This is a genomic window from Tolypothrix sp. VBCCA 56010 (assembly GCF_050875635.1).
Taxonomy (GTDB): Bacteria; Cyanobacteriota; Cyanobacteriia; order Cyanobacteriales; family Nostocaceae; genus Hassallia.
Map to the genome: position 1 here is coordinate 1 of NZ_JBPAOH010000060.1, position 25,888 is coordinate 25,888.

A 25,888-nucleotide genomic window follows, 5' to 3' on the forward strand; every position below is an offset into this window, starting at 1 on the left:
GGGGGAGATGGGGAGACAGGGAGAAATTTTTCTTTGTTCCCCTTGTCCCCTTGTCCCCTTGTCCCCTTGTCCCCTTGTCCCCTTGTCCCCTTGTCCCCTTGTCCCCTTGTCCCCTTGTCCCCTTGTCCCCTTGTCCCCTTGTCCCCCTTGTCTCATTGTCCCCTTGTCCCCTTGTCCCCTTGTCCCCTTTATATGGTAGGATAATGCCACTTTCAAGTTATATCTATCTAAAGAACTAGAAAGAAATCTGCTTGGGGAGGGTTGACGATCGCTCAATGCTGCATTGACCATAAAACCGCTGATTTTCATCTTCAAAATAGTTAATGAAAAATCTTTTCATTAAATCAAGATTTAGTGTAAGCTATTTTTCAGATTAGTTGAAGAAGATTCTCAAGAACCTGAGCCGAAAAGTGTTATTTAGCGATTAGTAGCGAAAAACTTTGCGCTTCTACTAATTGCTAAATAGATTATTTATTTGCAAGGAAAATTTAATGACTAAACAGCCTGATGTTATTTGGTTGAATACAAGTCCTAGTTTGCAATACTTTAGCAAGCCGCTGCTTGGTTATTTGTCGCGTGAACTGACAGTGCAAGAGTGGGAGTATTCCCAAAGTCAGGATGAAGCGAGTTCACTGTTATTGGCAGTTGAACTGTTGCATAAGCATCTCAAATCGTGCAATCAACCTGTGCATCTGATTGGTCATAGCATCGGAGGATTGCTAGGACTGCTTTATGCGCGTCGATATCCAGAAAAAGTCAAGTCTTTAACTTTATTAGCTGTAGGAGTTGATGCTGCCGTTGACTGGCAGGCTCACTATTATAATCATCTGCCGTTCTTATGTCGCCAAAAGACTCTTAGTGCAATGGTTGACAATTTGTTTGGCTATCAAGACCAACGCACCGTTAAGCGTTTAATAAGAATGTTGGAACGAGACTTAAATTGCTCACTTTCACCTCACTCGCTGTTTCAACGGGTGAGTATGACTCCTAGCGAAGTGCCAGTACCGTTAATGGTCTGTGGTAGCTTAGACGACATCGTTGTTGAACCCGATGCTTTACGAGGATGGCGACCTTGGTTGAATCCAAGCGATCGCCTGTGGTTATGTCCGGAAGGACGGCACTTTTTTCACTTCTTTCATTTTCAGCTTGTGGCAGAACAACTTCTCAACTTCTGGAAATCTCAAAGCCAATTGGATGCACTTTGTTCCAGCCTGAGACTTTAAGCAAATTATCTGTGTTTTATGCCCTGTAACCAAATAATTACGCGCTTCATAGCTTGTATTATTTACTAATTAAAAATTACTAAATTTTTGATTTGATAAGAGTTTGTACTCATTTTTTAATTATGAGTTATGAATTCATAATTATTTGCCCCCGCCTGAATACGTGGGACAATTATGAAGCGCGTAATTATTAGTTATAAATTATTTTGACCTAGAGCGGACTGGTTGATATCGCCCAATACGGTGATGAAATATAATAATCGCGGGATATCTTGGCAGATATAGTTTAGTTTCAGCAAAAAAATATAATTATGAATAATGAATTGAATCTGCTACTAACAGAACCTGAAATCCAACAAGTTTTGTAACAAGTTAAAACTGACAATTAATTTTTTATGCCTATAAGTCGTTGCTACACTATTTATATTGATAGAAATCCAAATAATCTAGATGAAGGTTTTGGGTGGGTAGAGGTTGCATTAGAAGATTTGGAACGTTTGAAAATTACTAGGGGATATTCTAAGGGGAGGTGGGGAAGCAGACAACAAAAAATTACAGTTACAAAATACAATAATTCTATTCCATACACTCAAACTGTTACTGAAACTTATACGACTTGGCTGAATCTTCCATCTAGAGGTAAAGCAGCAGCTAAAAAATTTACGCTTTTATTTAAGGGGGAACTTGTCATAGTAAAAGCTCAGAAGTCTTTAACCACTAACGCGGTATGTGCATGGATAAAAACTTGGGCAAGTTCAGATACTAAAATTGTGACTCCAGGAAATAGACAGATTTCTCTTGATGGTGATAAACTAGCCCATCAAAATTATTTTGTTTACTTTATCTTAAATGAGGACAGCAACGCGATTAAAATAGGTAAAGCCAAGGATATTTATAAAAGGATAAAATCACTTCAAACATCTAGTCCTGCTAAGTTAAGGTTAATTAAGTCAATACAAGTTGAAAGCGATAAGAAAGCACAAGAATTAGAGCAATTATTGCACCAGCAGTTTCAATAAATTAGGCTGACTGGAGAATGGTTTAAAGCTGAAGCTAGTCTTTTAGATTATATTAACCAAGTTTAAGCATATAAGTTTTTGTTGTGATTGCACGAGTTGGTTCGCTAAAACCGGAAATCCTTGTTTTGGGAGGAGATGGCGGGAGCTTCCTCAAGTATTGGAGAGAAATTGCGACAGGTGGGGCGGCATCGGACGGGTATGTACGAGCTTACCGCTAGCGAGGTACTCAAGTTCTTCAGGGGTTGATTGCCGTCCTAGTACCTCGTTACGATGAGGATGACGACCGAACCGTGTGATCGCGTCCCGATGTCCGCGTGCTTGCTCAAAGGAGAACTCTAGCAGCGCACGATATTCAATAGACGCTTCCAAAGCGAGTTCCAGAGCAAGCTTGACCGCCAGTTCTAGGTTATTGATATTCTCGGAATGCCCCAGTGGCAGGAAGAAGAAGGTCTTCTCCCAAGGTGTCTCAAGAGCTGCATAGTGACCAACTTCGATACCTTCCTTGGTCAGCGTGCAAGCCTTCGAGTCTTGCGCGAATGCTTGGGCAGTTCCTCGATGGATTGTTCGCGAGAACTGGTCAAGGACGATGATAAGCGCGAGTCGTGACCGTGGCTCACTTGACCAGGTATCAAGTTCACCCTGCTTTGCCCGTTCGAGCAGCGGTGAAAAATGTTTGATTATATCGGCATCTGCACCAGAGCGAAACCACCATTCCCACGCTCTGACCATCGCCGCTTGACCGCCGCTTGGTCGGCTCTTAAACCAGAACCGAAGAACGTCTTCAAATCCTTCAGCTTTCAAGGTGAACCTTCCTTCGCTTTGCTACCATTCGTCTTTATTGTGCCACACCATGCGGTAAGCGCACCTCTACAGGTCATGTTATCGCGCACGCTGTTTACCACTCCTATAGGTCATGTTATGCCGCTGCTTTTCGCTCCACTAACACCGCGCCCATCTTAAGTGCGATCGCCTTTAACGAAAAGTGCATGACGCTGACTTTGGTGCTTTATACCGAGTTTGGCAAGGCTTGAAGCTCCTGGGTACTTTCTTGCGTGCTGATATTGATGGCTTGTGGGTAGTCCAGCCGTGCTGCTGTGAATTGCGTCCTCGCTGCTGTGACTCCAGAACAAGCGCAGTTGTTAATCATTGCTGTGAGTGGGTTGCTAGTAGCTGACGCTGCATAACCCCATACACATTTGTCTTTCCAATCAACTAGAGGCGCACTTCATGCGTGCGTCTCTAGTTGCGCTCGTACTGGCACAACGAGCGCGGGTGCTTTTTCGCTACATTGTGCGGGCGCTCCGGATATATTGGCGATTAGGAGTGTGATTGGAAAACTTGAGCTTTGCGATGTCAACCCCATACTCCATATCGTTGGAGTCAATTCATCAAGAGCGATAATTCGCTATATTTCGTTTATAGAGCGATTGGATTGCTTAATATATGGATCTAACTTATAGACGAATGGACGTTCGGTGTGCAATGGAATTATTAGATCGTGCCTCACCCCAAAACGCTTCTAACTGACAAGTCTAATGTAAACCGCATTCATATTCCTCCACCCTTATGACTGTAAAACTCCAGACCGAAAAAGACTTTTTTACTGCAAGCACTAATATAAAGCTCAATCAAGAAACAGAAAACGAAAAAGTTCTATGTTCTCATTGTCAGCGCACAGCTACGAACGGTATTAAATGTAAAGGAATTTGTGTGGCTGATAATGACTATTAAGGTTGCTAGTAGCGAATTGCGCTGCCGCCGCCGCACTGAAGCTACGATCGCCGCACTACTATTTGAGAATCCACATTTTTTTAGTGGGGCGATGGCGCGGGAGCGCCCGTCGTAGACGAACGCACCAAAATGGAGTTACAGCATGGACGATAGTGAGAAGCTATTAGCAATAAAGCAAGAACTAGAGCAAATTGGCGATAAACTAGGAAAATTGTTTCCACCAAACCATCCACAGTTTGATGATGTGTTTGAAGACCTTGGGGCGGTTGGGTATTATATCCAAGAATCTCTTTATCGCCTGAAAGCAGCAATAAAAACAGTGCAAGGCGATGGAGATGCTGAAGTTGAGTGAGGAATATTGCCAGTCATCGCCACCTAAAACTATTTGCAATGACTGTGCTTTTCACGTCTTGGTAGAAAGCGTTGTGCAATGCACTAATCCTGACGAAGCAGGGGTCAATTGTTCAACCATAATTTTCTGCAATTCATTTCAGCCAACATGGGAAGTTGAAAGCCCTTGCGTGTCCTATGGTAGTGATGAAGAGTAACGATGTAGTGATGCGTTTGCTTTCGCGTGAATCGCACTCAAACCCAAAAACCCAGTCATGATGACCGGGTTTGAGTTGGGGTATGTCCCCTTGGTGAGCGCTATAGAAGTTCGTTATAGTTGCAAGTCTTTTAATTACTACAACGCGTCTCTACAAAGGGTTTTGGGTAACGCATAATTAATTTTCACTTTCTATGTCTATTTAACTGATTACCGTGATTCACTAACCAACGAATCGCACTGCCCTCTAAAGTCGTTTAAAAAAAGGTGTAGTCAAAGCTACACCTTTTTCTTATCAAGTTGAGATGCTTTGTATTTTTTCTGCTTCAGTTTTTTTCGCAACGACTGGAAGATGCACAATATGGACTGAACAAAGTGCATGGTGAAGAACATAGTTACTGACGCTGCCTAGAAATAGTTCTTTTAAACCAGAGTGACCCCGACGCCCCATAATAATTAAGTCAGCACCCCAACTATGGCTTACATCACAAATGCAGCGACCAGGACTGCCAGGATTTTGGGTAAATTGAGTAGTGACACCTGCTATGTCTGCTTGGGCACGAAAGGATTGTAACATCTCTAGACCTTCGCGTTTAAAAGCGTTCCATTGCTCTTGGTAAACTTCCAAGGTTTGACCGCGCACTCCTGAATAGTAGTCAAAACCAGAGTATACAGGCACATAGGGACTGCCTTCTTCTTCCGCAGAAAGAACATGTAGCAGCATTAACCTAGCTTCTGTAACCTTCGCTAAAGCCAACGCTTGTTCAAAAACCTGCTTGCTTAACTCAGAGCGATCTAATGCAACTAGAATTTTGTTAATAAACATATAGACACCGATTTTTTGGGAATAATTATCATTTCTTAGAGGGGGCAGGCGATTATATCAGCTTTCCTCCTACAGTTATGTTATAGACAAACAATTTGAGGATCTTGTGAGGAAAGGGGAATTGGTAATGGGTAATGGGGCATGGGGCATGGGGAATGGGTAATGGGGCATGGGGGCAGGGGGGCAGGGGGAGCAGGGGAAGCAGGGGAAGCAGGGGGAGCAGGGGGAGAGGAATTTTACCCAATGCCCAATGCCCATTGCCTATTGCCCAATTACCGATTACCGATTACCCAAAGCTTCATTTCTTTTGCCTTATTTTTATCAGACTTCAATCTGAAAGCAGAAACCTAGTACTATATACATCAGTACTTTTTCATGCCACACGTCTGCAAAAATAGCTTTATGTCAGAGCTCACTCCACCTACAGTCAAGCCACGCATTTCTCATTTTTCCTCTGGACCTTGCGCGAAACGACCGGGTTGGTCTGTTTCTCAACTTGAAAAAGCCTGTGTAGGTCGCTCTCATCGCTCTGAAGATGGTAAAGCCAAATTAGCAGAAGTGATTGAGCGTTCTAAAAAAATCCTCGGTGTTCCCGCTGATTATCGCCTGGGTATCGTTCCCGCTTCGGATACAGGCGCTGTGGAAATGGCGTTGTGGTCGCTGTTGGGAAAACTTCCCGTAGATATTTTAGCATGGGAAAGCTTCGGGCAAGAATGGGTTAAAGACGTTTTAGATGAGTTGAAATTGCCCGAAACTCGTCTAATGAGCGCAGATTATGGTAAAATACCAGACTTAAACGAAGTTGACTTTGAAAAAGATATTGTGTTTTTGTGGAATGGTACTACCTCAGGTGTCAGGGTAGCAAATGGTGATTGGATTAAAAGCGATCGCCCAGGATTGACAATTTGTGATGCGACTTCTGCGGTTTTCGCAATGGAAGTACCTTGGGAAAAACTTGATGTCGTAACCTACTCCTGGCAAAAAGTATTGGGAGGAGAAGCCCAACATGGAGTAATTGTCCTTTCTCCCCGTGCAGTTGAACGTTTAGAAAGTTATAATCCTGAACGCGCAATTCCAAAGTTATTTCGCCTAACACAAAAAGGTAAACTAATTGAAGGCATTTTCAAAGGCGATACCATCAACACACCATCAATGCTGTGTGTAGAAGATGCCCTAGATGGGTTGAAATGGGCTGAGAGTATTGGTGGACTTCCTGGTTTAATCAAGCGCAGTGAAGCGAATTTGCAAGCGATCGCCAAATGGGTTGAACAAAGTTCTTGGGCAGCTTTCTTAGCAGAAAAGCCAGAAAATCGCTCTTGTACCTCAATTTGCCTCAAGATAGTCGATTCCTGGTTTACCGGCTTAACTCCAGAAGAACAGGCAAAATCCGCGAAGAAACTAGCAAAACTTTTAGAAAAGCAACAAGTAGCCTTTGATATCGCGTCCTATCGCTCCGCACCTCCCGGATTGCGGATTTGGGGTGGTGCGACAGTCGAAACCGCAGACATTGAAGCATTGCTTCCCTGGTTAGATTGGGGATACGCTACCGTCAAAAGCGAACTTGAAAAAGCAGCGTAAACATTGAGAAGTCTGAGCGCTAATTTCTAGCACTCAGAAATTCCCAAATATCCACAAAAAAAGTTTGTAAGATGTTAAAAATTTAACTTACATATACATCAAATGACATTAAAGGCATCTCTACTATGCTAGATGCCTTTACATTAGACATCTGGTAAAAATGAACTATGCGTTGCCTAAAACCCTACCAAAAGGTAACTTTTGTGTTACTTACTTATCACCCTCAAAATTCATTGCAACCGATGGGCTAGATATTGCCAAATACAGCCCCACTAAAATAACAGAAAATGCTAATAAGTTGAGCCAAGGCAATGTTTCTCCAAATATCCACCAGGCAAAGATACTTGTCAAAATTGGATCTAATAGGAAAACTAAGGCGACGAAAGATGCAGATAATTTCCGGAGACTATATATTTCCAAAAAATGGACTATAACAGCATTAAAACCCAAAACAATAGCACTAGACCACCCCTGCCATGATATGGGGAATAGTTGCTCATGATTGATTAAAGCTAGCGGTAGAGTCAGGATAATTCCTATTCCGTACCACCAGAAGATTGTGGTTGTAGCACTTACTCGATCTCTCACTCTTTCTGCACTCATTAAGAATCCACAAAATGCTATACTAGAGACGAAACTGACAATATCTCCTTGGAGATTATCTAGCTCAAATTGCAGGTCATTCAATCCAAGTAAAATTATTCCCCCTACAGCTATAGCACCACCCATCAGAAAGTTTTTATGAAAGCGTTGCTTGAAGAACAACCATTCTGCTGTTGTTGTGAAAAAGATAGAAAAATTATGAATCAATGCAGAGTTAGCAACATTAGTCTGAGTGAGTGACCAAGACCATAAAACTGTCGTGGCTGCTAAAAATAATCCCGATACTAACAAGAGGGATACTGTTTGACTAGTATAGGATATTGGGGAGGATGTCTGCTCATCCAGTTGACTGGATAGATTTTGAGATTTAATCCAAAAGCGGCGTACAGTCCTCAAGCTATTCCATAATAGTAAAAACGTTGTGGCTATCCAGTAGCGGTTAAAGATGCTCGCATCTGCCCCCACTTCGGTTTGGGAAGATCGAATCAGTATTGGTGTGAAGGCCAAAGTTCCTACTGCTAATAATATGGCAGCGATCGCCATATTATTGGATTCTTTTTTTAGAATATCTGGAGATTTTTCTAGTACTGATAGTGATAGTTGTCCAATTTTTTGGGAATTACTTGAATATTGTATAGTCATTTAGAAACTTTGATAATTTTCTTCACGGTTGATAGGATTCTTATAGAGAATCCCTGGCTCAATTCACTCTACCTGCTTTGACTAGATAACAAGCTGGTTAGAACACCATATTGAGAAGCTTTTTCATAGTTTTCAATTAATATCCGTCAACATTCCGAGTTTTGCTGATATCAACTGGGACAGTTTATATTTTGTCAAAATGTTGAGGGGTACAGCGGCTGCCCCTTGAATGTATCCCAAACAATTTTCGTTTTGGCAAATACAATTAAATCCTCGGTTCATCGACCATTCTGTTGAGGGATAAAAGAACGTTAATTCTTCTCCAATTTCTATTTTTCTTAAGGCAATCAAGATTCGATTTTCAGTATCAAAAAAAACATTAGGATTACAGCTATGATTGATATATTGCAAATACTCAGGATCGAGCATAATATGTTGGCAATCGCCAATTTGGACAGTTAAATAATTTGGGCGATCTAAGACTTCTTTATCTCCAAAATTAGTGATGACTTGCCCCCCCTCAAACTCAACGGTAGTATGTAGGGATTTATTTTGAGTAAGCGAACACTCCCAAACCTCCGCAAAGGATGAAACTGCCGAGCATTTAATCATTGCTTTTTTTGTTGTTTGCATGACAGAAGTCTTAATAAACCAACTATAAACATCATAAATAGTAACAGCTTTAGGCACTTACAAGTAATAAAATGTCCCACAGCCAAAGCCAGATCCGAGGGTACCCAACCAACCACTGGGGACATTTTATTTTTTGGATCTCCCTTATGCTCTCTTGCGTAGTTCACAAAAGCTTGAAGTTGTGTCGAGGTTGCTACTGTACTTGTACTGGGGGGGTATATACGCTCTCAAAGCCTTGTTCGGTAAAAAATGGAGGCTACCATGATATAAAAATATACAATGACAATTTGGCGGTTATTGAACCGATTCTCAATAAAGAAAAGTTAGAAACCTCATTTTTGGTTAAATTTTGCCGTTCAACGAATTCCATCTTTTATACTAATGACTCAAGGAATGCGATCGCTCCCCTCCTCCTCTGCGACGGACACATTGCTCAAGTCGGGAAACCCTTCCTGTGCAAGTGTCCTCCTCTCTGCGCCTCTGCGGTTCTTTTTATTACATCGCCTACCTCATTTCAACAACCTCAGACCACTCAAAGTAACTAACACCGTAGAACCCTCATGCCCAATTACACCGATGGGTAAGTTAATATTACCGAGAAAATTACCCACCAAAAGCAGAATAATAAAAGATAGAGCAACTGCTATATTCTGCTTAACTATACTGTGCGCTCTTTTCCCCAAATTCATCGCCACTGCAAGTTTCTCCAGCCGATCTGCCATCAGCACAATATCTGCTGTTTCCAATGCTACATCACTTCCCGCCACTCCCATCGCAATACCTACAGAAGCTTGAGCTAATGCTGGTGCATCATTGATACCATCACCCACCATTGCCACTGTTTTATACTGCTTTTGCAAACGGCGAATTACATCCAATTTATCCTCCGGCAAAAGTTCTGCATATACCTGATTTATACCCACAGCTTGCGCCACACTATCAGCAGTGCGCTGATTATCGCCAGTTAACATGACGATTTGTTCAACTCCCAAAGTTTTTAAGCGGGTAATGGTTGCAGCAGTTTCTACTCTCACTTCGTCGGCGATCGCTATCAAACCTATCACCTCAATCGGTGGGGGAGTGGGGGAGTGGGGGAGTGGGGGAGTGGGGGAGTGGAGGAGTGGAGGAGTGTAGGAGTGGGGGAGTGGGGGAGTGGGGGAGAGAGTATTAAATTTTGAATTCTCCTTTTCCCCTTGTCCCCCCCTCTCCCCTTCTCCCCCTCCCCCCTGCGCTACCCAAACGACTGTCTTACCTTGTTGTTCTAACACTGAAGCCGATTTATGCAATTCTTCCGGTAAATTTGTGACATGCTTCTGCACAAAAGCCGCATTCCCGACAATTATCTGTTGGTCTTTGTTAATACCTATAATTCCCTGTCCGGGGATAGCTTGCACCTCAACTGCACTCACCCAATTTAAATCAGCAGCCGCCTTGACAATAGCTTTGCCGATCGCATGTTCGGAAACTGATTCCACGGTTGCGGCAACTTTCAATACATCAGCTGGCGAATAATTACCAGCAGGAATCACTTGAAATACTTGCACAATTCCTGTAGTCAGAGTACCAGTTTTATCGAAAGCGATCGCTCTCACTTTCCCCATCGTTTCTAACTGGCTACCATTTTTAAACAAAATCCCTTGTCTTGCACCATTGGCAATTCCCGATAGCAGCGTCGGCATAATTGCTGCCATCAACGCACAAGGAGATGCTACCACTAAAAAGGTCAGCGCTCGATAAATCGTTGTTTCCCAATTCCAACCCAAAAGAAACGGGGGTAAAGTTGCTAGCAACACCCCAGCAATAACAATCAAGCGTGCATAACTTCTTTCAAATTTTTCGATAAACTGTTGCGAAGGTGGTTCCTCAGTCTGCGCTTGCTCTACTAACTTAATCACACGTTGAATCAAACTGCTTTCTGGTGGTTGATGCACCTTCAACTTCAACGCACCATAACCGTTAAGCGTACCTGCAAACACTTCTTCACCCACCGTCTTTTCTATAGGTAAAGATTCCCCGGTAATCGCCGCTTGATTGATGCTGCTGTAACCTGATACAATCACCGCATCGGTAGGAATTAACTCTCCCGGTTTGACGACAATTTCATCCCCTACCTTTAACTGGGAAATTGAAACTTCCTCTTCCCTTCCCTGACGTAAAAGCATTGCGATATCTGGTGTCAGGCTCATCAAGCTACGAATACTGCGCTCAGTGCGTCGCATCGCGTAACCTTCGAGTGCCCCACTTATGGCAAAGATGAGAATCAAAATTGCCCCATCGATAATTAAGTGGTATTCCCGCTGCCATAAACCCAAACTAGCAGCGCCCACAGCCGCCACTATCATTAGTAAATCTACATCGAGTTCTTTTTCTTTAAAAAGGGTAGTTAGTCCCTCGCGGGCGCTTTCGTAGCCACCAATCACATAAGCTGCAGGAAGTAGCAGCAATGCCAATCCTAAAAAGTTGAGATGTAAGGCAAATGCTCCTAGAAGTAATAATAGACCACAAGCGATCGCCGCTACGGTATCTGAATGTTCTTTGGTGAATTGAGTTAAGCGTTCTGGGTACATGAGAGTTGAACCAACACGTATTCTCTCACCCTAAACCTTGACATTAGTGTTAATGTCAACAATGTCGGGTTGCATGGTTAGGGTGTAGGGTGTGGGGGGAAGAAGGGGAAAGAAAAAGAAAGGCTATCTCTTTTCCCTACACCCTAACCAGGCAACCCCACACCCTTCTTCCACACCCCACACCCCACACCCTACACCCTAGTTTTGGTCAACCCTACCAGTGAGGATTTGCGACAATTAACGCTTCTGCTGCCTCACTGGACAATGGCTGAGAAAAAAAGCATCCCTGCCCATATGCACATTTCATCTCTTTGAGTTGTGCGAGTTGCTCTGGGGTTTCTATTCCTTCTGCTGTCACATCCATACCGAGTTTTTTACCAAGCATGACGATAATCTCGGTAATCTCTAAATTTTTCTCATTAACATTTATATTGCTGACGAAGGACCGATCAATCTTCAACTCATCAATCGGAAAACGGTGCAGACGACTGAATGATGAATAGCCTGTACCGAAGTCATCGATAACTAAGCAAATACCCAAAGCTTTTAATTGCGAGAGCGTGGAAGTTGCACGATGGTTTTCCATAATCACGTTTTCGGTAATCTCCAACTTCAAGCGAGAAGCATCCAAGCTCGTCTGTTGAAGAATTTGGCTGATTTGCGCGACTAGATTTGGTTGAGTGAAATGTTGATTGCAAACATTGACAGTGATTGATAAAGGGGGAAATCTTTTAATTTGCTCTTGCCACTGCTGTATCTGGTGACAAGCTTGACGCATGACCCACTGGTCGATGAGGCTCATCAGTCCAACTTCTTGGGCTACGGAAATAAATTCACTTGGAAAGAGAAGTCCACGTTCGGGATGCTGCCAGCGTAGCAGAGACTCGAAACCAATAATTCTACCACTTGACAGCGACACCATTGGCTGATAGTAAATCAGAAACTCCTGACGTTCAATCGCGAGGCGCAAATCGGTCTCGAGCTGCAAGCGTACCACTGCGCGATCGTGCATACTCGGGTTAAATATTTCGTAGCGTGCCTTGCCACCGATCTTGGCTCGGTACATGGCGATGTCAGCGTCACGCATTAAGTCTTCTGCTTGATTATAACCTGTCGCACTTAGGGCAATGCCGATACTTGCGGTAATGAACACTTCTTGTCCGCCAAGATTGAAGGGCAATGATAGTTCTGCCTGTATGCGATCGGCAACACGTATTGTGTCGCTGATGTCCGAGAGATTCTCAAGCAAGATGGTGAATTCGTCTCCCCCAAAACGTGCAATTATATCTGTGGGACGCACGCAAGCTTGGAGTCTGCCAACAATGGCAATCAGCAATTTATCTCCAAGTAGATGTCCCAGGCTATCATTAATTAGCTTAAACCGATCCAAGTCAACAAAAAGTACAGCGAATTGAAAATTGCGTTCGCGTTTGCCATATTCGACTGCACGCTCTAAGTGTTCCATGAACAAAGAGCGGTTTGCTAAACCTGTGAGTCCATCATGAAAAGCATTGTGCGTCAGCTGCTTGTTAGAATCGCGTAAGGCTTTCTCAGTATGCATCCGGTCGGTGGCGATCGCACCTACAAGCAGACCCATTAGCGAAATCGCCATCAAGCCGAATTGCAAAGCCAAAAGATTAGATGAACCGAACTTGGCAACCACCAACAACGCAACCCCGACATTCATCGACAAAACCGTTGTCGCTGCCCTCTCAAACCCGTGCCGCAAACCGCTCCAAATCACTGGTAAAAAAACGAAATAGCTGTAGTCTAGATTAGTTCCTCGCGGTGCCGCATACCCAGCCAAAATCCCAACAGCCAATGCGACACCCTCCCCCACCAACTCCGGAACTTCTCGCCATGTGGGTAAGCGTAGTTTACCCTCTGTCGCTGGGGGTTGCTGTTCTTTGTACAACCACACCCACGGCAGCTTGCGTAGCAAAATCAGCAGAAATGGAGCTAGCATGGCAATGCCGGTAGCATCTCCAGCCCAGTAATGTAGCGTGTACATAACCAACTTTGACCAGGGGATAATCCCGCTCGATGCAAAGTTCAAAACTTGCAGCCAAGCGACGAGGAGTGGTGCAATCAAGACTGCGACGACGTTAAAGCAGACGACATCGCGCAACTGACGCAAGCGGGGGTTAATTTGCAGCTTCAACAGCAGCACGGCACTGGCTCCGGCGTAGCCTATGGTTGTAATTAAATCGAAGATCAGCAGGGTGATAAAATTCAGGTCGCGGTAAGTCACCACATATTGATGTACCAGCGTGTTGAGCAACAGCGCTGGAGTGTAGCGCAGACCGAAGACCAACACAAGGACAAAATCAAGGGCTGACGGCGGATACCAAATTTGAATTTCCGGTGTTGTTTCAAAGGCAAGTGACACTTTGTCAAGTATTCCCCAGACAATCAGGTAAATTGTCACGATCGCCACGTAGCGCAATTTAGGCGGTATGCGACGCTGCCACCTGAAGAGTGTCCTAGAGATATGCGAGTCACTGTCATTTGATGTGGACATAGTAGCGTAGTGTACGATAGCCCCGCTGACCTTGAATCCCCTAATCTAAGTAGAGCATTTGATTAATAAGAGCGCAAATTAAATTTGGCAATACCCCCTGCATTGTTAATGCATCGGTCTGCATTGTTATATCATGTCCGTTTGATTACTTACGATCGCCCAAAGAACGCCACCCCGCCAAAGCTACGCTTTGTCTTTCCTCCCCGCTTGCGGGGAGGGGCTGATCGGGGAGCCAGTGCGTTGGGGAGGCAGTGCGGTCTTGGGGTTTCACGCCACTCCCGCGACTGTCGGGAAACCCGCCCACGGGGGTGGCTCCCCAAGTGGAGCATCTGCCGTCGGGTTTCCCGACAGTCACGCATCTGGCGTGAGGGGTGCTTCTTGACTATGGGAATCATAACTAATTACCCGGACATGATATTAATGCATCGGTCTGCATTGTTAATGCATCGGCTTGCATTGTTAATGCATCGGCTTGCATTGTTAATGCATCGGTCTGCATTGTTAATGCATCGGTCTGCATTGTTAATGCATCGGCTTGCATTGTTAATGCATCGGTCTGCATTGTTAATGCATCGGCTTGCATTGTTAATGCATCGGCTTGCATTGTTAATGCATTTAAAAACGCGCTCGTTTTTAGGCAAAACTGTACTAAGGGACATGAAACGAAAACCGCCGCGCTTGGCGCTTTGTTCCAGGTGAGAGGCTGTATAAAAAAGCAACTAAAACCCTTACCGTAGACATTGTGAAATGTTAATTTGCTATGCTTAAAATTTACCTTTTTTCAAGTATCTACAGGAATATATCGAAAGGGGTATTTTAGGTAAAAATTTGATCTAATTGTGAATTCATCGGTTATGCAACATTAATAGCACTTACACATTGACATAAATTTGATCGTATGCTTAAATCCTTACTTGATTTGCGCCAACAGAAGTTAAGTATGAATAAGCTTTCGTTCTATATTTAGAATGGGTGTAAGCACCATCAATTTATGCAGTTTTGGAATAGAAATAAAAAAAATTGCTACTCTTCTGGTCAGTTTAATCAAGAAGACTGAGTGTAGTGCCGTCGATCGCGTAAGTGTCTCAAAGTAAAGTGCGTAAGTCCTAATTTATTGCTAGGCTAAAGCTGGAGTGTGCTGCATCTATAATGATGAACCCTGGTTGCTTAACTATTAAAGAACTCACTGATGCAGTTGGCGGGGGGATTACTCCGCGCATGGTAAGACATTATCATCAACTGGGATTACTGCCGCAAGCAGAGCGATCGCATAGCAACTACCGCCTTTATAATGAAAACGATGTCATAAGGTTGCAACGCATTGTCGCGCTCAAGCAGCAAGGCTTTCAGTTAAACCACATCCGCCAAATTCTCAAAGTGGAACCTTCATCAGATACTAGCATTACTTTGATGTCGCAACTACAGATGCAATATCGAACAGTTATGCAGCAAATTTCCCAACTGCGGCAAACCGCATCAGCTTTAGAAGGATTGTTGGGACGAGATAAAGATTGTCAAATCATGCAAGCGGAAGTTTTTTCTCAACTCAAGTTATTAGAAGTAGAAACTCAAGCAGGAGTTGGAGAACTAGAAAATCTGTGGAGTAAGTTGGATGCAGAAGTTCATACTCATCCGGAAGTTTTTCAAGAATCTTTACAATGGTTGTTACCTGATTTATCTGACCGTTCGGAAATTGAACAACATTTAATTTCGCAGATGGTTTTAGCTTGTGGGGATGTTAGTTTAGTGTCGTTTTTGAGATTGGGAAATAAAGCGTAGACGCGCAGCGGCTTGTCGTCAGACATCGCCTCCACTCGTGAAGCCCTAAAATCAGGCTGTCAGGTTGTTGTCGATACTCCTTCAGTCGCAGCAGCTTTAGATAATACTCGATTAGCTCACTTGGGATGTAAGGTTGAAACTTTAATTAACAATCCCCACATTACTACTGCCACCGAAGCAGAAATTGCTTTTTGGCAGCATCAAGAATGGCGAGAAAAATTACCGCAACTAACTAAAGGTTGTATGCTAGTTATTGGTTATGCTCCCTCAGTACTTTTAGAAGTCTGTAAAGCGATTAACAATCAAAAAATTCAGCCTGCGCTAGTGATTGCGATGCCGATTGGTTTTAGTCATGCACCCGCTGCCAAGCGACAATTAATGCAAACATCTGTGCCTTTTATCACGATTGAAGGAACTTTGGGTGGTGGATTGTTAGCTGCTACTGCTCTCAATGCCTTAGTTGAATCGTTGTTAGACAAGCCTGATTGTCACTGTTATCTAAGTTAAGATTCTTGTAATAGTATTTAATTTTTGACTTTTTGCGTATTTTCAGAACTAAATTATCATGATTTGGCGACATTATATAGTTTATATCATGATATGCTGTTCATTTTAAGTAAAGAAACTATAGTAATTTACGTATAAATTTGGAGTAGCTTAAATCTTTGTAGCAAAAAAATACAATTGATCGTATTCGACTATGCACTTAGGAACTATAATTAGCGCGTCTCCTCTATAAAAAGATAACGATTAAGACCAGTCGGTAATAATATTCCTTTACCTTGATAAGGGGCATATGTGGCAAAAAGAGAAAAAAGATAATTCGATAGTCAGTTTGGCATTACTGCTGGCATTAACTTCCCCAGCAGTAACTCTCTTCGCACCAAACTGCGTACAAGCACAAAAAGCAACTGAAGATCCTTCATTTCCTCTGCCGCAAACGGTTGAAAATGGGACTACAGTCAGGATTGATGGTTCAAGTAGCATACAAGCAATCAATCAAAGCCTGAAACAAAGCTTTGAAAAACAGTTTTCGGGCACAAAAGTTGAATTAGCTGCCAACGGTACAGATTCTGCTCTCAAAGCTTTGCAAGATGGTAAAATCGATATAGCCACAATTGCTCGCGACTTGACACCAGAAGAAAAAGCGCAAGGTTTAGAGCAAGTGCGGGTGCGTCGCGAAAAAATAGCGATCGTAGTTGGTGCTTCTAATCCTTTTAAAGGCAGCTTGACAAGTAAGCAATTTGCGAAAATTTTCCGAGGGGAAATTACCGATTGGTCTGAGTTAGGAGGACCCGATGCTAAAATTCGCTTTATTGACCGTCCGGCAACAAGCGACACTCGCGAGTCTTTACGCGATTATCCAGTTTTCAAAACTAATAAATTTGCCACAGGCTCTACAGCTACCCAATTAGCTGATGATAATACAGCAGAAGTTGTCAAGCAACTGGGCAAAGACGGCATTAGCTATGTCATGGTTAATCAAATATCGAAGCTGCAAGATGTGCGATCGCTCAAATTGCATAATACCTCGCCAGACGATCCGAGATATCCCTTCTCGCAGCCTTTTGTATACGTTTACAAGAAAAATCCTAGTTTAGGTATCGCAGGTTTTCTTGGCTTTGCAACTGCCAAGCCAGGTATTCAAGCCGTAGAACAAGCGAGAACCACCGAAGCTAATGCGATCGCTGCCAGTCTACTACAAACAATCCCCCCAAATCCAATTGCCTCGCCAACTACCGCGCCGGCAGAAAATGCAACTTCACCGCTTGGGGAAGCTACCAACCCCACAACGGCTAATCAAAATAATTCCCCAGTACCTGTACCTGTACCTGCTACTACTCAAAACGTTGCCAATGAGAGAATATCCCCTTGGTGGTGGTTGTTAACTTTGCCTGTAATCGGCGGTTTATTATTGTGGTTGCTAGGAAAAAGGCGATCCAAACCTCAACCAACAGATAACGTAATAGAATTACCCAATCAGCCCTTAGAAGAGTCTATACCAACAGCAGCTCTAGGCGCAAGTGTTACCCCTCCTGTTAGCGAGGCTTTGTCTGATAACCAGTTGCTTCGCGCTTACGCGCAAACACAATCTGGCGCAGGAGAAAATACTACCCCTTCCGACATCGAAGTAACTAACACCGCAGATAACCTAGCTGAAAACACCTCCGGTGGTAGCGCAGCTTTAGCAGGCGTTACAGCAGTAGGGGTAGGGACAAGCTTTTGGTCGCCAACATCTGATACAGTAGAAGATGAGACTACAGAAATCAGGAATAATACTGAAACATTATCCCCAAATTCTCAAGTCGTATCGAATGCCGAAACACCTATAAGCGAAACAACCGTCCAACCGGCAGCAGCAATACCCACGGCTGAAGCACTACCGCCAGCACAATTAAATACCCCTGCGGGTGGTACAGTAGGAGAAGGCGGGTCAATACTTTGGTCGCCATTAACTGGCACACAAAGAGAAGTTATTGCCCAAACCCCAGAAAGCAACGACCTTGAAGAAGATGTCTGGGATATTGAAACTCCACCAACCGAAGTCACAACCCCCAAACTGCAATATTCGACCACAGTAGATACATCGGCAACTGAAGTTAGAGATTCTCTCCCCCTAGCATCGAATGTAAATATCGAAGCACCAACACCGGAAATTACAGCAGTAGAAACACCCCCCACTGAAGTTAGAAATTCTCTCCCGCTTCCATCGGATGTAGAATCTGAAGTAAATACTGAAGTACCGACAACTGAAGTTAGAAATTCTCTTGACCTTGAATCGAATCCAGAAGCATCGGTAATTGAAATTACACCAAAAGAAGCGCAAATTCCTACAGTAGAAACACCCCCCACGGAAATTACAGCTTCATTCCCCGAACAGCCAGATGTCTCTGAAGTTGTATATGATGAAGATGTAGAAAAATCGACAAGAGAAATAACAGATTCATTCCCCGAACTTGCATCTGATGAAGATGACTGGGATATGGAATTTACACAAAACGAGACAGAGGAACAACCAGCACAACAATTTAACTGGTTACAAAATATCACCTCTGCCGGTGGTGCAGTAGCAGCAGGAAGTGGGGCAGTACTTTGGTCGCGATCGCATAGAGGTTCACAACCCGAAGCTACTAACCAAACCGCACAAACCAACGATGCTGACGAAGATTTCTGGGATATCGAAACACCCCCAATTGAATCACCAGAAGTTCTCGAACTTGCATCTAATGTAGAAGCACCCCCCACCAAATCGCCAGATGTCCCAGAAGTTGCATCTAATCAAGTAGAAACATTGACAACGCAAATTACCGATTCTCTACCCGAATCGCCAGATGTCCCGGAACTCGCAGCTGATGAAGACGATTGGGACATGGAATTCGCAGCAGAGGAGACAGAACAACCAGCACAATCTAACTGGCTAGACAATATCACCTCTGCGGGTAATGCAGTAGCAGAAAGTGGGGCAGTACTTTGGTCGCGACTGTCTGGTAAAGCGCAACCCGAGACCAGCAATTCAACCACAGAAAACAGCGATATTGACGAAGATTTTTGGGATATCGAAACACCTGTAAAACAGCCAGATGTTGGAGAAGCTGTTTTAAATGCACAATTGCCAACAGTGGAAATTACACCCGCAACGCAACAGCTAGATATTCCAGAAGCTGTTTTGAATGCACAATTGCCAACAGTCAAAGTTACACTCACACCTCAACAGCCAGACGTAGAAGAAGCTGTTTTAGATGCACAATTGCCGACAGTCAAAGTTATACCTGCAATGCCAGAATTACCAAATGTTCCAGAAGCTGCTTTGGATGTGGTTGCAGACGCAGCTGAGGAAGATTTATCTGCTGAATCAAACTGGCTAGAAAATATTACCTCTGCGGATGATGCAACTTTAGAAGATGATGTATCATCAGATTTGTTTGATATGGGCGAGACAACTTCCTCAAACTCACCAGAATCAAGCGAAACACCCGCAGAAGTTACAGATGCAAGCTTAGAACTACCAGCCAACGTACCCATCGATCAAGACATAAACGAGACTGTATCTAACGTGCCCGAAACGGCACAAAATGTTACTGAAGCCAGCCCGGTAGACTTAGCAGGTGGTGTGCCTTTTGTCGGTGCAGGTGCGGGTGCTGGAGCTTGGTCTAAGATTTATGGCATTACGGACAACACGGAAACATCAGTTATTGAAGATACAGTTAGTCCTCAAAAGGATGTAGAAAGCAGCATTGCGATCGCACCCCGCACGGCAAAATGGGCTTATGTATCTTGGAACGTTAACGACAGCCAGAAAAAATCAGTGCAGCAAGAGGGAGTTTGCCAATTAGCGTTGCGGTTGTATGATGTGACTGATATTGACTTCAGTTATCAGACTCCCACACTGGTGCAGCAGTATGAATGTGAGGAGGTAACACACGATCGCTATGTAGCGATTCCGGCAAGCGATCGCGATTATATGGCAGAAATAGGCTATTTAATTAATAGCGATCGCTGGTTTTTACTAGCTCGTTCAACCGCAGTTCGCGTCTATACCCGTCCCCAGCCAGATTTCTGGTTCCAAGCGGATGCTGAGTTAATTATCCACGGAGCAACAGAACCAGGTGCAAACGTGATAATCGGCGGTCATTCCATCAAACTCAAACCCGATGGAACATTCCACTTGCGTGTCCCCTTTACAGACAGCTTGATTGATTATCTCATGACCGCAGTTACTACTGACGGACAACAGACTAAAATCATTCACAAGAAGTTTTTCCAAGAAAGTCAAGAATAATTGGTAATGGGTAATTGGTAATAGGTAATGGGGAGACAAGGAGACAAGGAGAGGGGGGATGGGGAGACTCCTTGGAGATCGAGAGAAAGAATTATTCTCATTGTCCCCTTGTCCCCTTGTCCCCCTTGTCCCCCTTGTCCCCCCCTCTCCCCCTCCCCCCCTCTCCCTACTCAAAACCGCTGACCGGTGGTAACTTCAAACTTTACTTCTCCCTGGTCGCTAATTCCCAAGTCACCGCGAATCAACCCAAACGGTGACTTGACTCGCAATCCTAACCCGTAACCAAACCCACTTCCGGGTTTACCTCGCAGTATACCCGGTTCCCCTAACACGGTTTTGCTAGACCCAAAATCGGAACCGAAGTCTGCAAATAAAACTCCTCCTACTCTCCGCAAAATCGGGAAACGATATTCTACAGAAGCTAAACCATAACTACGTGCGCTTGCGACTCTACCACCTCCGTAACCTCTAACAGAATTCAATCCACCCAAATCAAATGCGTTTGCGGGTGGAAATTCGCCGATATTTGTTCCAGCTTGCAAATTCAAAGCGATCATTTCTGTATTTTCTGTTGAGCTATTACCTATGAAAGTAACTGGTACGTATAAAATATAGTTTGCCCGCAATCTGTTACTAGCAATTTTACCGAGTCCGATAGGAATAGCTTGTTCGGTGCTAAGAGTCAGAAGCGATCCTTTAGTTGGATTGCTACGGCGATCGCGTTCATCTTTGCTAACAGCAAAGGACACTGTAACTAAATCATCAATACCAGTACCGCTTACTGAAAGCGGGCTTCCCAATCTATCGACTCGTGCCAGATTATAATCGCGATCGCGCAAGCTAATTCTGGTGTAGTTCAGACCTAAAGCTGCATCCCAATCATCAAAAGATTTTAAAACAGCAAAAGAACCGCCAAATCTTCCTTCTCGCACGGTGCTACCGTTTGACAACTTGATTTCATCGTTGAAGGTTCGAGATAAATCTCGTTCGCGAAAAGCTCGAAAGCTGTAACCTAAGCGACTTGGTTCTCCTCGACGATAAGGGCTGACAAAGGAAGTGTCAAATTGAACATCTTTGCCGCTGACTTGAACGCTAGTATCTAGTTGTTCATTAAGTCCGTTGATGTTTGCATCTCGATAACCTACCTTACCATAAAGCCCAACATCACCGTTATCACCACCGCCAAAGTTCCAAGAAGGAAATTTACTCTCTTTAATGTAATAGACGATATTAACGCTTGTGTCCGAATCTTCTAAAACAAAGTTGACTTTATCAAATGAATTTAATCTCCTTAATCTTTCTACGTCTTTTTGAAATAAATCGTTACGAAATATTTGACCTGGCTTTAATCTCAGATTGTCAATGATAAAATTTTTCTGAGTCCGTCCTTCTATGAGCCTACCTTTTTCATCTACCCACTTATCTTTATTATTGAGAAAACGGATTTGGATATCTTTAACAATTTTCTCGCTAACCTCAGCCCTCTCAACACTTGGTAATGTGGGGAGTGGTTCATCGATATTCTCTATGTCAGTTTCTACAATTGAGGGCAAGTTAGTATCATTCTTCAGTTCGGATTCTGCACGCACCTGGTAACTCCAGCTGACCAACATCCCGACAATCAAAATTACAATTTGAATACGCATATGTAAAACTTTATCATTCCCCACATCTTGATAACAGTTAAATTGTCCCATTACAAGAGGTCGCGACTCGATTTAAATTGTTTTCGCCGGAAAGAAAGCTAAGTCGGCATAAAAAAACCAAACTATAGGAATCCGGTTTGATTTATGAAAAAATTTAAGTATTGTAGGGTCCGGCTTATTGGGGTGTGGATTTTCGAGGCAGTTTGCGGTGTAGATTTTCTTCCCGCAAAACTGCCGTCCTCCCCCAATATTGCCGTTGCGCTCTTCAGCGAGAGTACGGCATCAAACCCTTGAAAATGATGCCGTACTCTCGCCGCTAACACTAAACCCCTTTAAAAGGCATCCTCTTCGATCAACCCCACGTCCTTTCTGAAGCAAAAAAATTCGTGGCTAAAGAAGGTGTAGGCGATCGCTGCAAAACAGTAGGTGGAGATATGTTTAAATCGATACCTAAAGGTGCAGATATTTACACTTTATCGTATGTTTTGATTGATTGGGATGATGATAAAATTACTACCATCATTAAAAATATCCGCGATGCCATAGCTGAGAATGGTAAATTACTGGTTATTGATACAGTGCTGACATTAGCCAACGAATATCAGTGGGGTAAGTGGTTGGATCTAGAGTTGTTAAGCTTTGGATATGGAGGAGCGAGAACTGAAGCAGAATGAGCGAGAACTATTTGAAAAAGCTGGTTTTCAATTAGCTCGTCATCTACAAATAGGAACTCCTGTCAGTGTAATGGAATTGTCTCCTGTATAAGGTAAACAATTTGAAATGAAAATCGAAACTGGTAATTTAGATGATGCAGTGATTGAACTAAAAACTGCAACTGAACTGATTATTGCATCAGCTAAGGCGATGGAGGTAACTGGCAGCTTGACTAAGCAGCAGTATGAAGAACAGATTCGTCCAATGATGATTCCACCTCACCTGAAATCTGATAATTTTAGCGGAATTATGCTCTGGGATCGTGCTTATCTTATAAGTATTTTAAAGAAAATGTCTTTGGTTTTCAAAACACTACCAGCATCCCTACAATCTCAGCATGAAGAATTTATATCAGCCTTAATGGTGCTATTTACTGCTCATAAAGCAATTTGCCAAAAATTTGTTGGAGATGACTCAGGTAGCTTACGAAACTCCAAATTTCTAGCAGTGAATATCTTGAACAAATTTGAACAAAACCGCTTGCAACTCATATCTCCTAATCATAAATTAGCAGTTAAGTGTCCGTTTCATGAAGATAATTAAAACCAAGATAACCGTCGAGAAAGTTCTCAATTTAAGTACAAATGGAAAAAAACCCTGATTACCATATGTCCTCAAAAGAATTTCGTCATTGGGGATATAAAACTATTGATTGGATTGCGGACTATTTGGAGAAAATAGAACAACTACCTGTTCTTTCTCAAGTAGAGCCTGGAGACATTAGAGCCAAGTTACCAGACACTGCTCCTCAAGAAGGAGAGTCTTTTGAGAAGATTTTAAAAGATATAGATGAAATTATCGTACCAGGACTAACTAATTGGCAATCTCCTAACTTCTTTGCTTTCTTTCCCACCGGTATCTCCGCACCGTCAATTTTGGGAGAATTACTCAGTGCAGGAATGGGAGTGCAGGGAATGTTGTGGGCAACTTCTCCTGCCTGTACTGAGTTGGAAACCCACGTTCTAGACTGGTTAGTTGATATGCTAGGGCTTCCTTCTGGGTTTAAATCTTCCACAGCTGGGGGAGGAGTCATCCAAGATTCAGCTAGCAGTGCTGCTCTGGTAGCTCTCTTGGCAGCCAGAGAACAGGCAAAAGCAGATATAAATAAATTGGTTGCATACACTTCCAATCAGGCACACTCCTCAATTGAAAAAGCCGCTTTAATCGCGGGAGTAAACCGTGAAAATTTGCGCTTTATTGAGGTTGATACGAATTATGCTATGCGTCCGGAAGCACTCTTGCAGCGTATTGCAGCTGATATTAAATTGGGGCTAATACCCTTTTATATTGCTGCTACGGTAGGAACAACCTCATCTAATGCAGTAGATCCATTAACTGAGATAGGCGCGATCGCTCTTGAACACAACATTTGGTTGCATGTTGACGGAGCGATGAGTGGTACAGCAGCTATATGTCCTGAGTTTCGTTGGATTCATCAAGGACTAGAGCTAGCAGATAGCTATTGCTTTAATCCTCATAAATGGATGATGACTAATTTTGATTGTACTTGCTTTTATGTTCGATCTCGAGCAAAACTGATTCAGGCACTATCTATTATGCCGGAATACCTGAAAAATCAAGCGAGCGCATCGGGTAAAGTAATTGACTACCGAGATTGGCAAATTTCCTTAGGACGTAGATTTAGAAGCTTAAAACTCTGGTTTGTGATTCGGCACTATGGTATAGAAGGATTACAGCATTACATTCGCAAGCATATTGCCATAGCACAAGAATTTACCGAATGGGTAAATTCTCATCCCAGCTTTGAACTAGTTGTAAATCCTCCCTTAAACTTGGTGTGCTTTCGTCACAGGGGCGGTGATGAAATTAACCAGGCAATACTCAATTGTCTCAATTCTTCAGGAAAACTCTATCTTACTTCTACTAAAATCGACCAAAAACTAACTTTACGAATGTCAATTGGGCAAGCCACAACCGAGAAAATTCACGTACAGCAAGCTTGGCAATTAATTTGTCAAACAGCAGATGCAATGGAAAATTAGTTTCAATATCGCACTACAAGCTCAATTTATATACCTGCTAAAGTCACCCTGTGCTGCACAACACTCAAAAAATTTTGCTTGAGCTTTATACCAGACCAACTAAAATAGCGATGGCTTCTCTTCTCCTTCTCCTATCGGAGACGCTACGCGAACAAAGACGCACTCGCGTTCGAGACGCACTCGCGTTCGCTAACGCCAAGGGCGATCGCACCAAGTAATGAGTGACTAATAATAATACTATTTAAATTCCGATACTTTTAATGGCAACAAAGTTGAAAGCGTAAAACCACCGACTTATCGAAAAAGCTTTAGTATTTTGTCGCCAAACGTCATAATCGGTAGCAATCCGCAAAAGCCCTTGAAATCCCGCGATGTTATTGAGTCTGTGAACACGTTTTATGGGTGCTTCTAACTTTGATTTTTTCAGTGTCAAATTTCCTTCAGTGTCGAAAGCCTGACGAGGATTAAAAATTTCCTGGCGAATGCTAGAGATTTCTGCCTTTGAAGTTCTCCATCTCATTACTTTGCCATACAGACTGCGGGGTGAAGAGCGATCGCGTTGAGTAGCACGAATTTCATCCATGTACTGATTGCGAAGACAGGTGTTAAACCAAGCCAAGAATGAACCTCGACTTGGATCGTATTTATCGCAAAGTGTTTTGGTTAAATTGAACATGGTTTTATATAGAGCCTCTTCATAAATATCCCCTGCTGCTGGTGTCCAAAGACACCCCGATTTCAGAACGGCTCGGAGCAGACAATTTAGGGCTTTACGATGCTGTGGGCTGGCTGGTACGTGACTGCAAGCCTCTTGAATGAACGATTGCAGGTGGAGGTTTAGCTCGTCCATAAACTAATGACATAGTTGTAGCAATGTCATTAAGTATACGATAACCTCCACTATTATTTATACGAAGAATGATGAGATCGTGCTGCAAAAAGTAAATTCTTAAATCACACGAGGTTTTCAATTTAACTCTAATTGTGGTTAAATTTTCGTTACATACTTAGAAATTTTTCCGCCAACGTACTTATCATTCACCTCGAATAAGAACAAATTTTTGCTGTAGCGTTTA

General features: G+C 43.2%; 21 protein-coding genes and 1 pseudogene. 11 read left to right on the forward strand and 11 right to left on the reverse strand.

Features of this window, described 5'->3' with window-relative positions; genetic code table 11:
* Positions 1–291, reverse strand: a 291-nt coding sequence (locus tag AABK37_RS20305; RefSeq protein ID WP_432553341.1) for a hypothetical protein, incomplete at its 3' end; no start/stop codon positions are given.
* A 200-nt stretch (positions 292–491) separates the two neighbouring features.
* On the opposite strand from AABK37_RS20305, the gene AABK37_RS20310 reads away from it, so the two are divergent.
* Both AABK37_RS20310 and AABK37_RS20315 read left to right on the forward strand, forming a co-directional pair.
* The gene (locus tag AABK37_RS20310) at positions 492–1,223 is read left to right on the forward strand and encodes an alpha/beta fold hydrolase (protein ID WP_432553342.1); all 732 of its coding nucleotides are present in this window, start codon (positions 492–494) and stop codon (positions 1,221–1,223) included.
* A 395-nt stretch (positions 1,224–1,618) separates the two neighbouring features.
* Complete coding sequence (locus tag AABK37_RS20315) at positions 1,619–2,242, forward strand: GIY-YIG nuclease family protein (RefSeq protein ID WP_432553343.1); 624 nt, start codon at positions 1,619–1,621, stop codon at positions 2,240–2,242.
* A gap of 150 nt (positions 2,243–2,392) precedes the next feature.
* Here the strand turns inward: AABK37_RS20315 and AABK37_RS20320 are convergent, their stop codons facing one another.
* Complete coding sequence (locus AABK37_RS20320; protein ID WP_432553344.1) at positions 2,393–3,043, reverse strand: DUF924 family protein; 651 nt, start codon at positions 3,041–3,043, stop codon at positions 2,393–2,395.
* Positions 3,044–4,115: 1,072 nt separating this feature from the next.
* Here AABK37_RS20320 and AABK37_RS20325 point away from each other — a divergent pair.
* Positions 4,116–4,325 carry a hypothetical protein gene (locus AABK37_RS20325; RefSeq protein ID WP_432553345.1) on the forward strand — a complete coding sequence of 70 codons (210 nt, stop codon included), beginning with the start codon at positions 4,116–4,118 and terminating at the stop codon, positions 4,323–4,325.
* Positions 4,326–4,815: 490 nt separating this feature from the next.
* Here AABK37_RS20325 and AABK37_RS20330 read toward each other — a convergent pair whose 3' ends face one another.
* A complete protein-coding gene (locus AABK37_RS20330; RefSeq protein WP_432553346.1) occupies positions 4,816–5,346 on the reverse strand; it encodes a universal stress protein in 531 nt (176 codons plus the stop codon).
* A 141-nt stretch (positions 5,347–5,487) separates the two neighbouring features.
* On the opposite strand from AABK37_RS20330, the gene AABK37_RS20335 reads away from it, so the two are divergent.
* Complete coding sequence (locus AABK37_RS20335; protein WP_432553347.1) at positions 5,488–5,697, forward strand: hypothetical protein; 210 nt, start codon at positions 5,488–5,490, stop codon at positions 5,695–5,697.
* A gap of 51 nt (positions 5,698–5,748) precedes the next feature.
* The gene (locus tag AABK37_RS20340) at positions 5,749–6,924 is read left to right on the forward strand and encodes a phosphoserine transaminase (RefSeq protein ID WP_432553348.1); all 1,176 of its coding nucleotides are present in this window, start codon (positions 5,749–5,751) and stop codon (positions 6,922–6,924) included.
* A 210-nt stretch (positions 6,925–7,134) separates the two neighbouring features.
* On the opposite strand, the gene AABK37_RS20345 is transcribed toward AABK37_RS20340, so the two are convergent.
* From AABK37_RS20345 to AABK37_RS20370, 6 genes are all read right to left on the reverse strand, one after another.
* Entirely contained in the window at positions 7,135–8,169 is a 1,035-nt protein-coding gene (locus tag AABK37_RS20345; RefSeq protein ID WP_432553349.1) for a DMT family transporter, read from the reverse strand.
* Positions 8,170–8,301: 132 nt separating this feature from the next.
* Positions 8,302–8,859, reverse strand: a complete 558-nt coding sequence (locus AABK37_RS20350) for an SET domain-containing protein-lysine N-methyltransferase (RefSeq protein ID WP_432553350.1) — start codon at positions 8,857–8,859, stop codon at positions 8,302–8,304.
* A gap of 452 nt (positions 8,860–9,311) precedes the next feature.
* Positions 9,312–11,369, reverse strand: coding sequence for a heavy metal translocating P-type ATPase (locus AABK37_RS20355; protein ID WP_432553351.1), 2,058 nt, complete (start codon positions 11,367–11,369; stop codon positions 9,312–9,314).
* A 214-nt stretch (positions 11,370–11,583) separates the two neighbouring features.
* Positions 11,584–13,890 carry a putative bifunctional diguanylate cyclase/phosphodiesterase gene (locus tag AABK37_RS20360; RefSeq protein WP_432553352.1) on the reverse strand — a complete coding sequence of 769 codons (2,307 nt, stop codon included), beginning with the start codon at positions 13,888–13,890 and terminating at the stop codon, positions 11,584–11,586.
* A gap of 145 nt (positions 13,891–14,035) precedes the next feature.
* Positions 14,036–14,245 (reverse strand): hypothetical protein, encoded by a 210-nt coding sequence (locus tag AABK37_RS20365; protein ID WP_432553353.1) that lies wholly within the window; start codon positions 14,243–14,245, stop codon positions 14,036–14,038.
* Positions 14,246–14,287: 42 nt separating this feature from the next.
* Entirely contained in the window at positions 14,288–14,494 is a 207-nt protein-coding gene (locus AABK37_RS20370; protein WP_432553354.1) for a hypothetical protein, read from the reverse strand.
* Positions 14,495–15,042: 548 nt separating this feature from the next.
* On the opposite strand from AABK37_RS20370, the pseudogene AABK37_RS20375 reads away from it, so the two are divergent.
* The 3 genes and pseudogenes from AABK37_RS20375 (at position 15,043) to AABK37_RS20385 (ending at position 20,632) form a co-directional block, all read left to right on the forward strand.
* Positions 15,043–16,176, forward strand: a pseudogene (locus AABK37_RS20375) (precorrin-8X methylmutase).
* 289 nt (positions 16,177–16,465) lie between these two features.
* Positions 16,466–20,449: a substrate-binding domain-containing protein gene (locus AABK37_RS20380; RefSeq protein ID WP_432553355.1), complete on the forward strand. Its 3,984-nt coding sequence runs from the start codon at positions 16,466–16,468 to the stop codon at positions 20,447–20,449.
* 27 nt (positions 20,450–20,476) lie between these two features.
* The gene (locus tag AABK37_RS20385; RefSeq protein WP_432553356.1) at positions 20,477–20,632 is read left to right on the forward strand and encodes a hypothetical protein; all 156 of its coding nucleotides are present in this window, start codon (positions 20,477–20,479) and stop codon (positions 20,630–20,632) included.
* Here AABK37_RS20385 and AABK37_RS20390 read toward each other — a convergent pair.
* Positions 20,620–22,095, reverse strand: coding sequence for a BamA/TamA family outer membrane protein (locus AABK37_RS20390; protein WP_432553357.1), 1,476 nt, complete (start codon positions 22,093–22,095; stop codon positions 20,620–20,622). The two genes, AABK37_RS20385 and AABK37_RS20390, sit on opposite strands and share 13 nt — an antisense overlap.
* A gap of 341 nt (positions 22,096–22,436) precedes the next feature.
* On the opposite strand from AABK37_RS20390, the gene AABK37_RS20395 reads away from it, so the two are divergent.
* The 3 genes from AABK37_RS20395 to AABK37_RS20405 all read left to right on the forward strand — a co-directional run bounded on the left by AABK37_RS20395 (position 22,437) and on the right by AABK37_RS20405 (position 24,812).
* Positions 22,437–22,769 (forward strand): methyltransferase, encoded by a 333-nt coding sequence (locus AABK37_RS20395; RefSeq protein ID WP_432553377.1) that lies wholly within the window; start codon positions 22,437–22,439, stop codon positions 22,767–22,769.
* 106 nt (positions 22,770–22,875) lie between these two features.
* On the forward strand, positions 22,876–23,352 hold the full coding sequence (locus AABK37_RS20400) for a siderophore biosynthesis protein (protein ID WP_432553358.1): 477 nt from the start codon (positions 22,876–22,878) through the stop codon (positions 23,350–23,352).
* Between the two features lie 41 nt (positions 23,353–23,393).
* On the forward strand, positions 23,394–24,812 hold the full coding sequence (locus AABK37_RS20405; RefSeq protein ID WP_432553359.1) for a pyridoxal-dependent decarboxylase: 1,419 nt from the start codon (positions 23,394–23,396) through the stop codon (positions 24,810–24,812).
* A 241-nt stretch (positions 24,813–25,053) separates the two neighbouring features.
* Here the strand turns inward: AABK37_RS20405 and AABK37_RS20410 are convergent, their stop codons facing one another.
* On the reverse strand, positions 25,054–25,662 hold the full coding sequence (locus tag AABK37_RS20410; protein ID WP_432553360.1) for a hypothetical protein: 609 nt from the start codon (positions 25,660–25,662) through the stop codon (positions 25,054–25,056).
* Positions 25,663–25,888 lie beyond the last annotated feature (226 nt).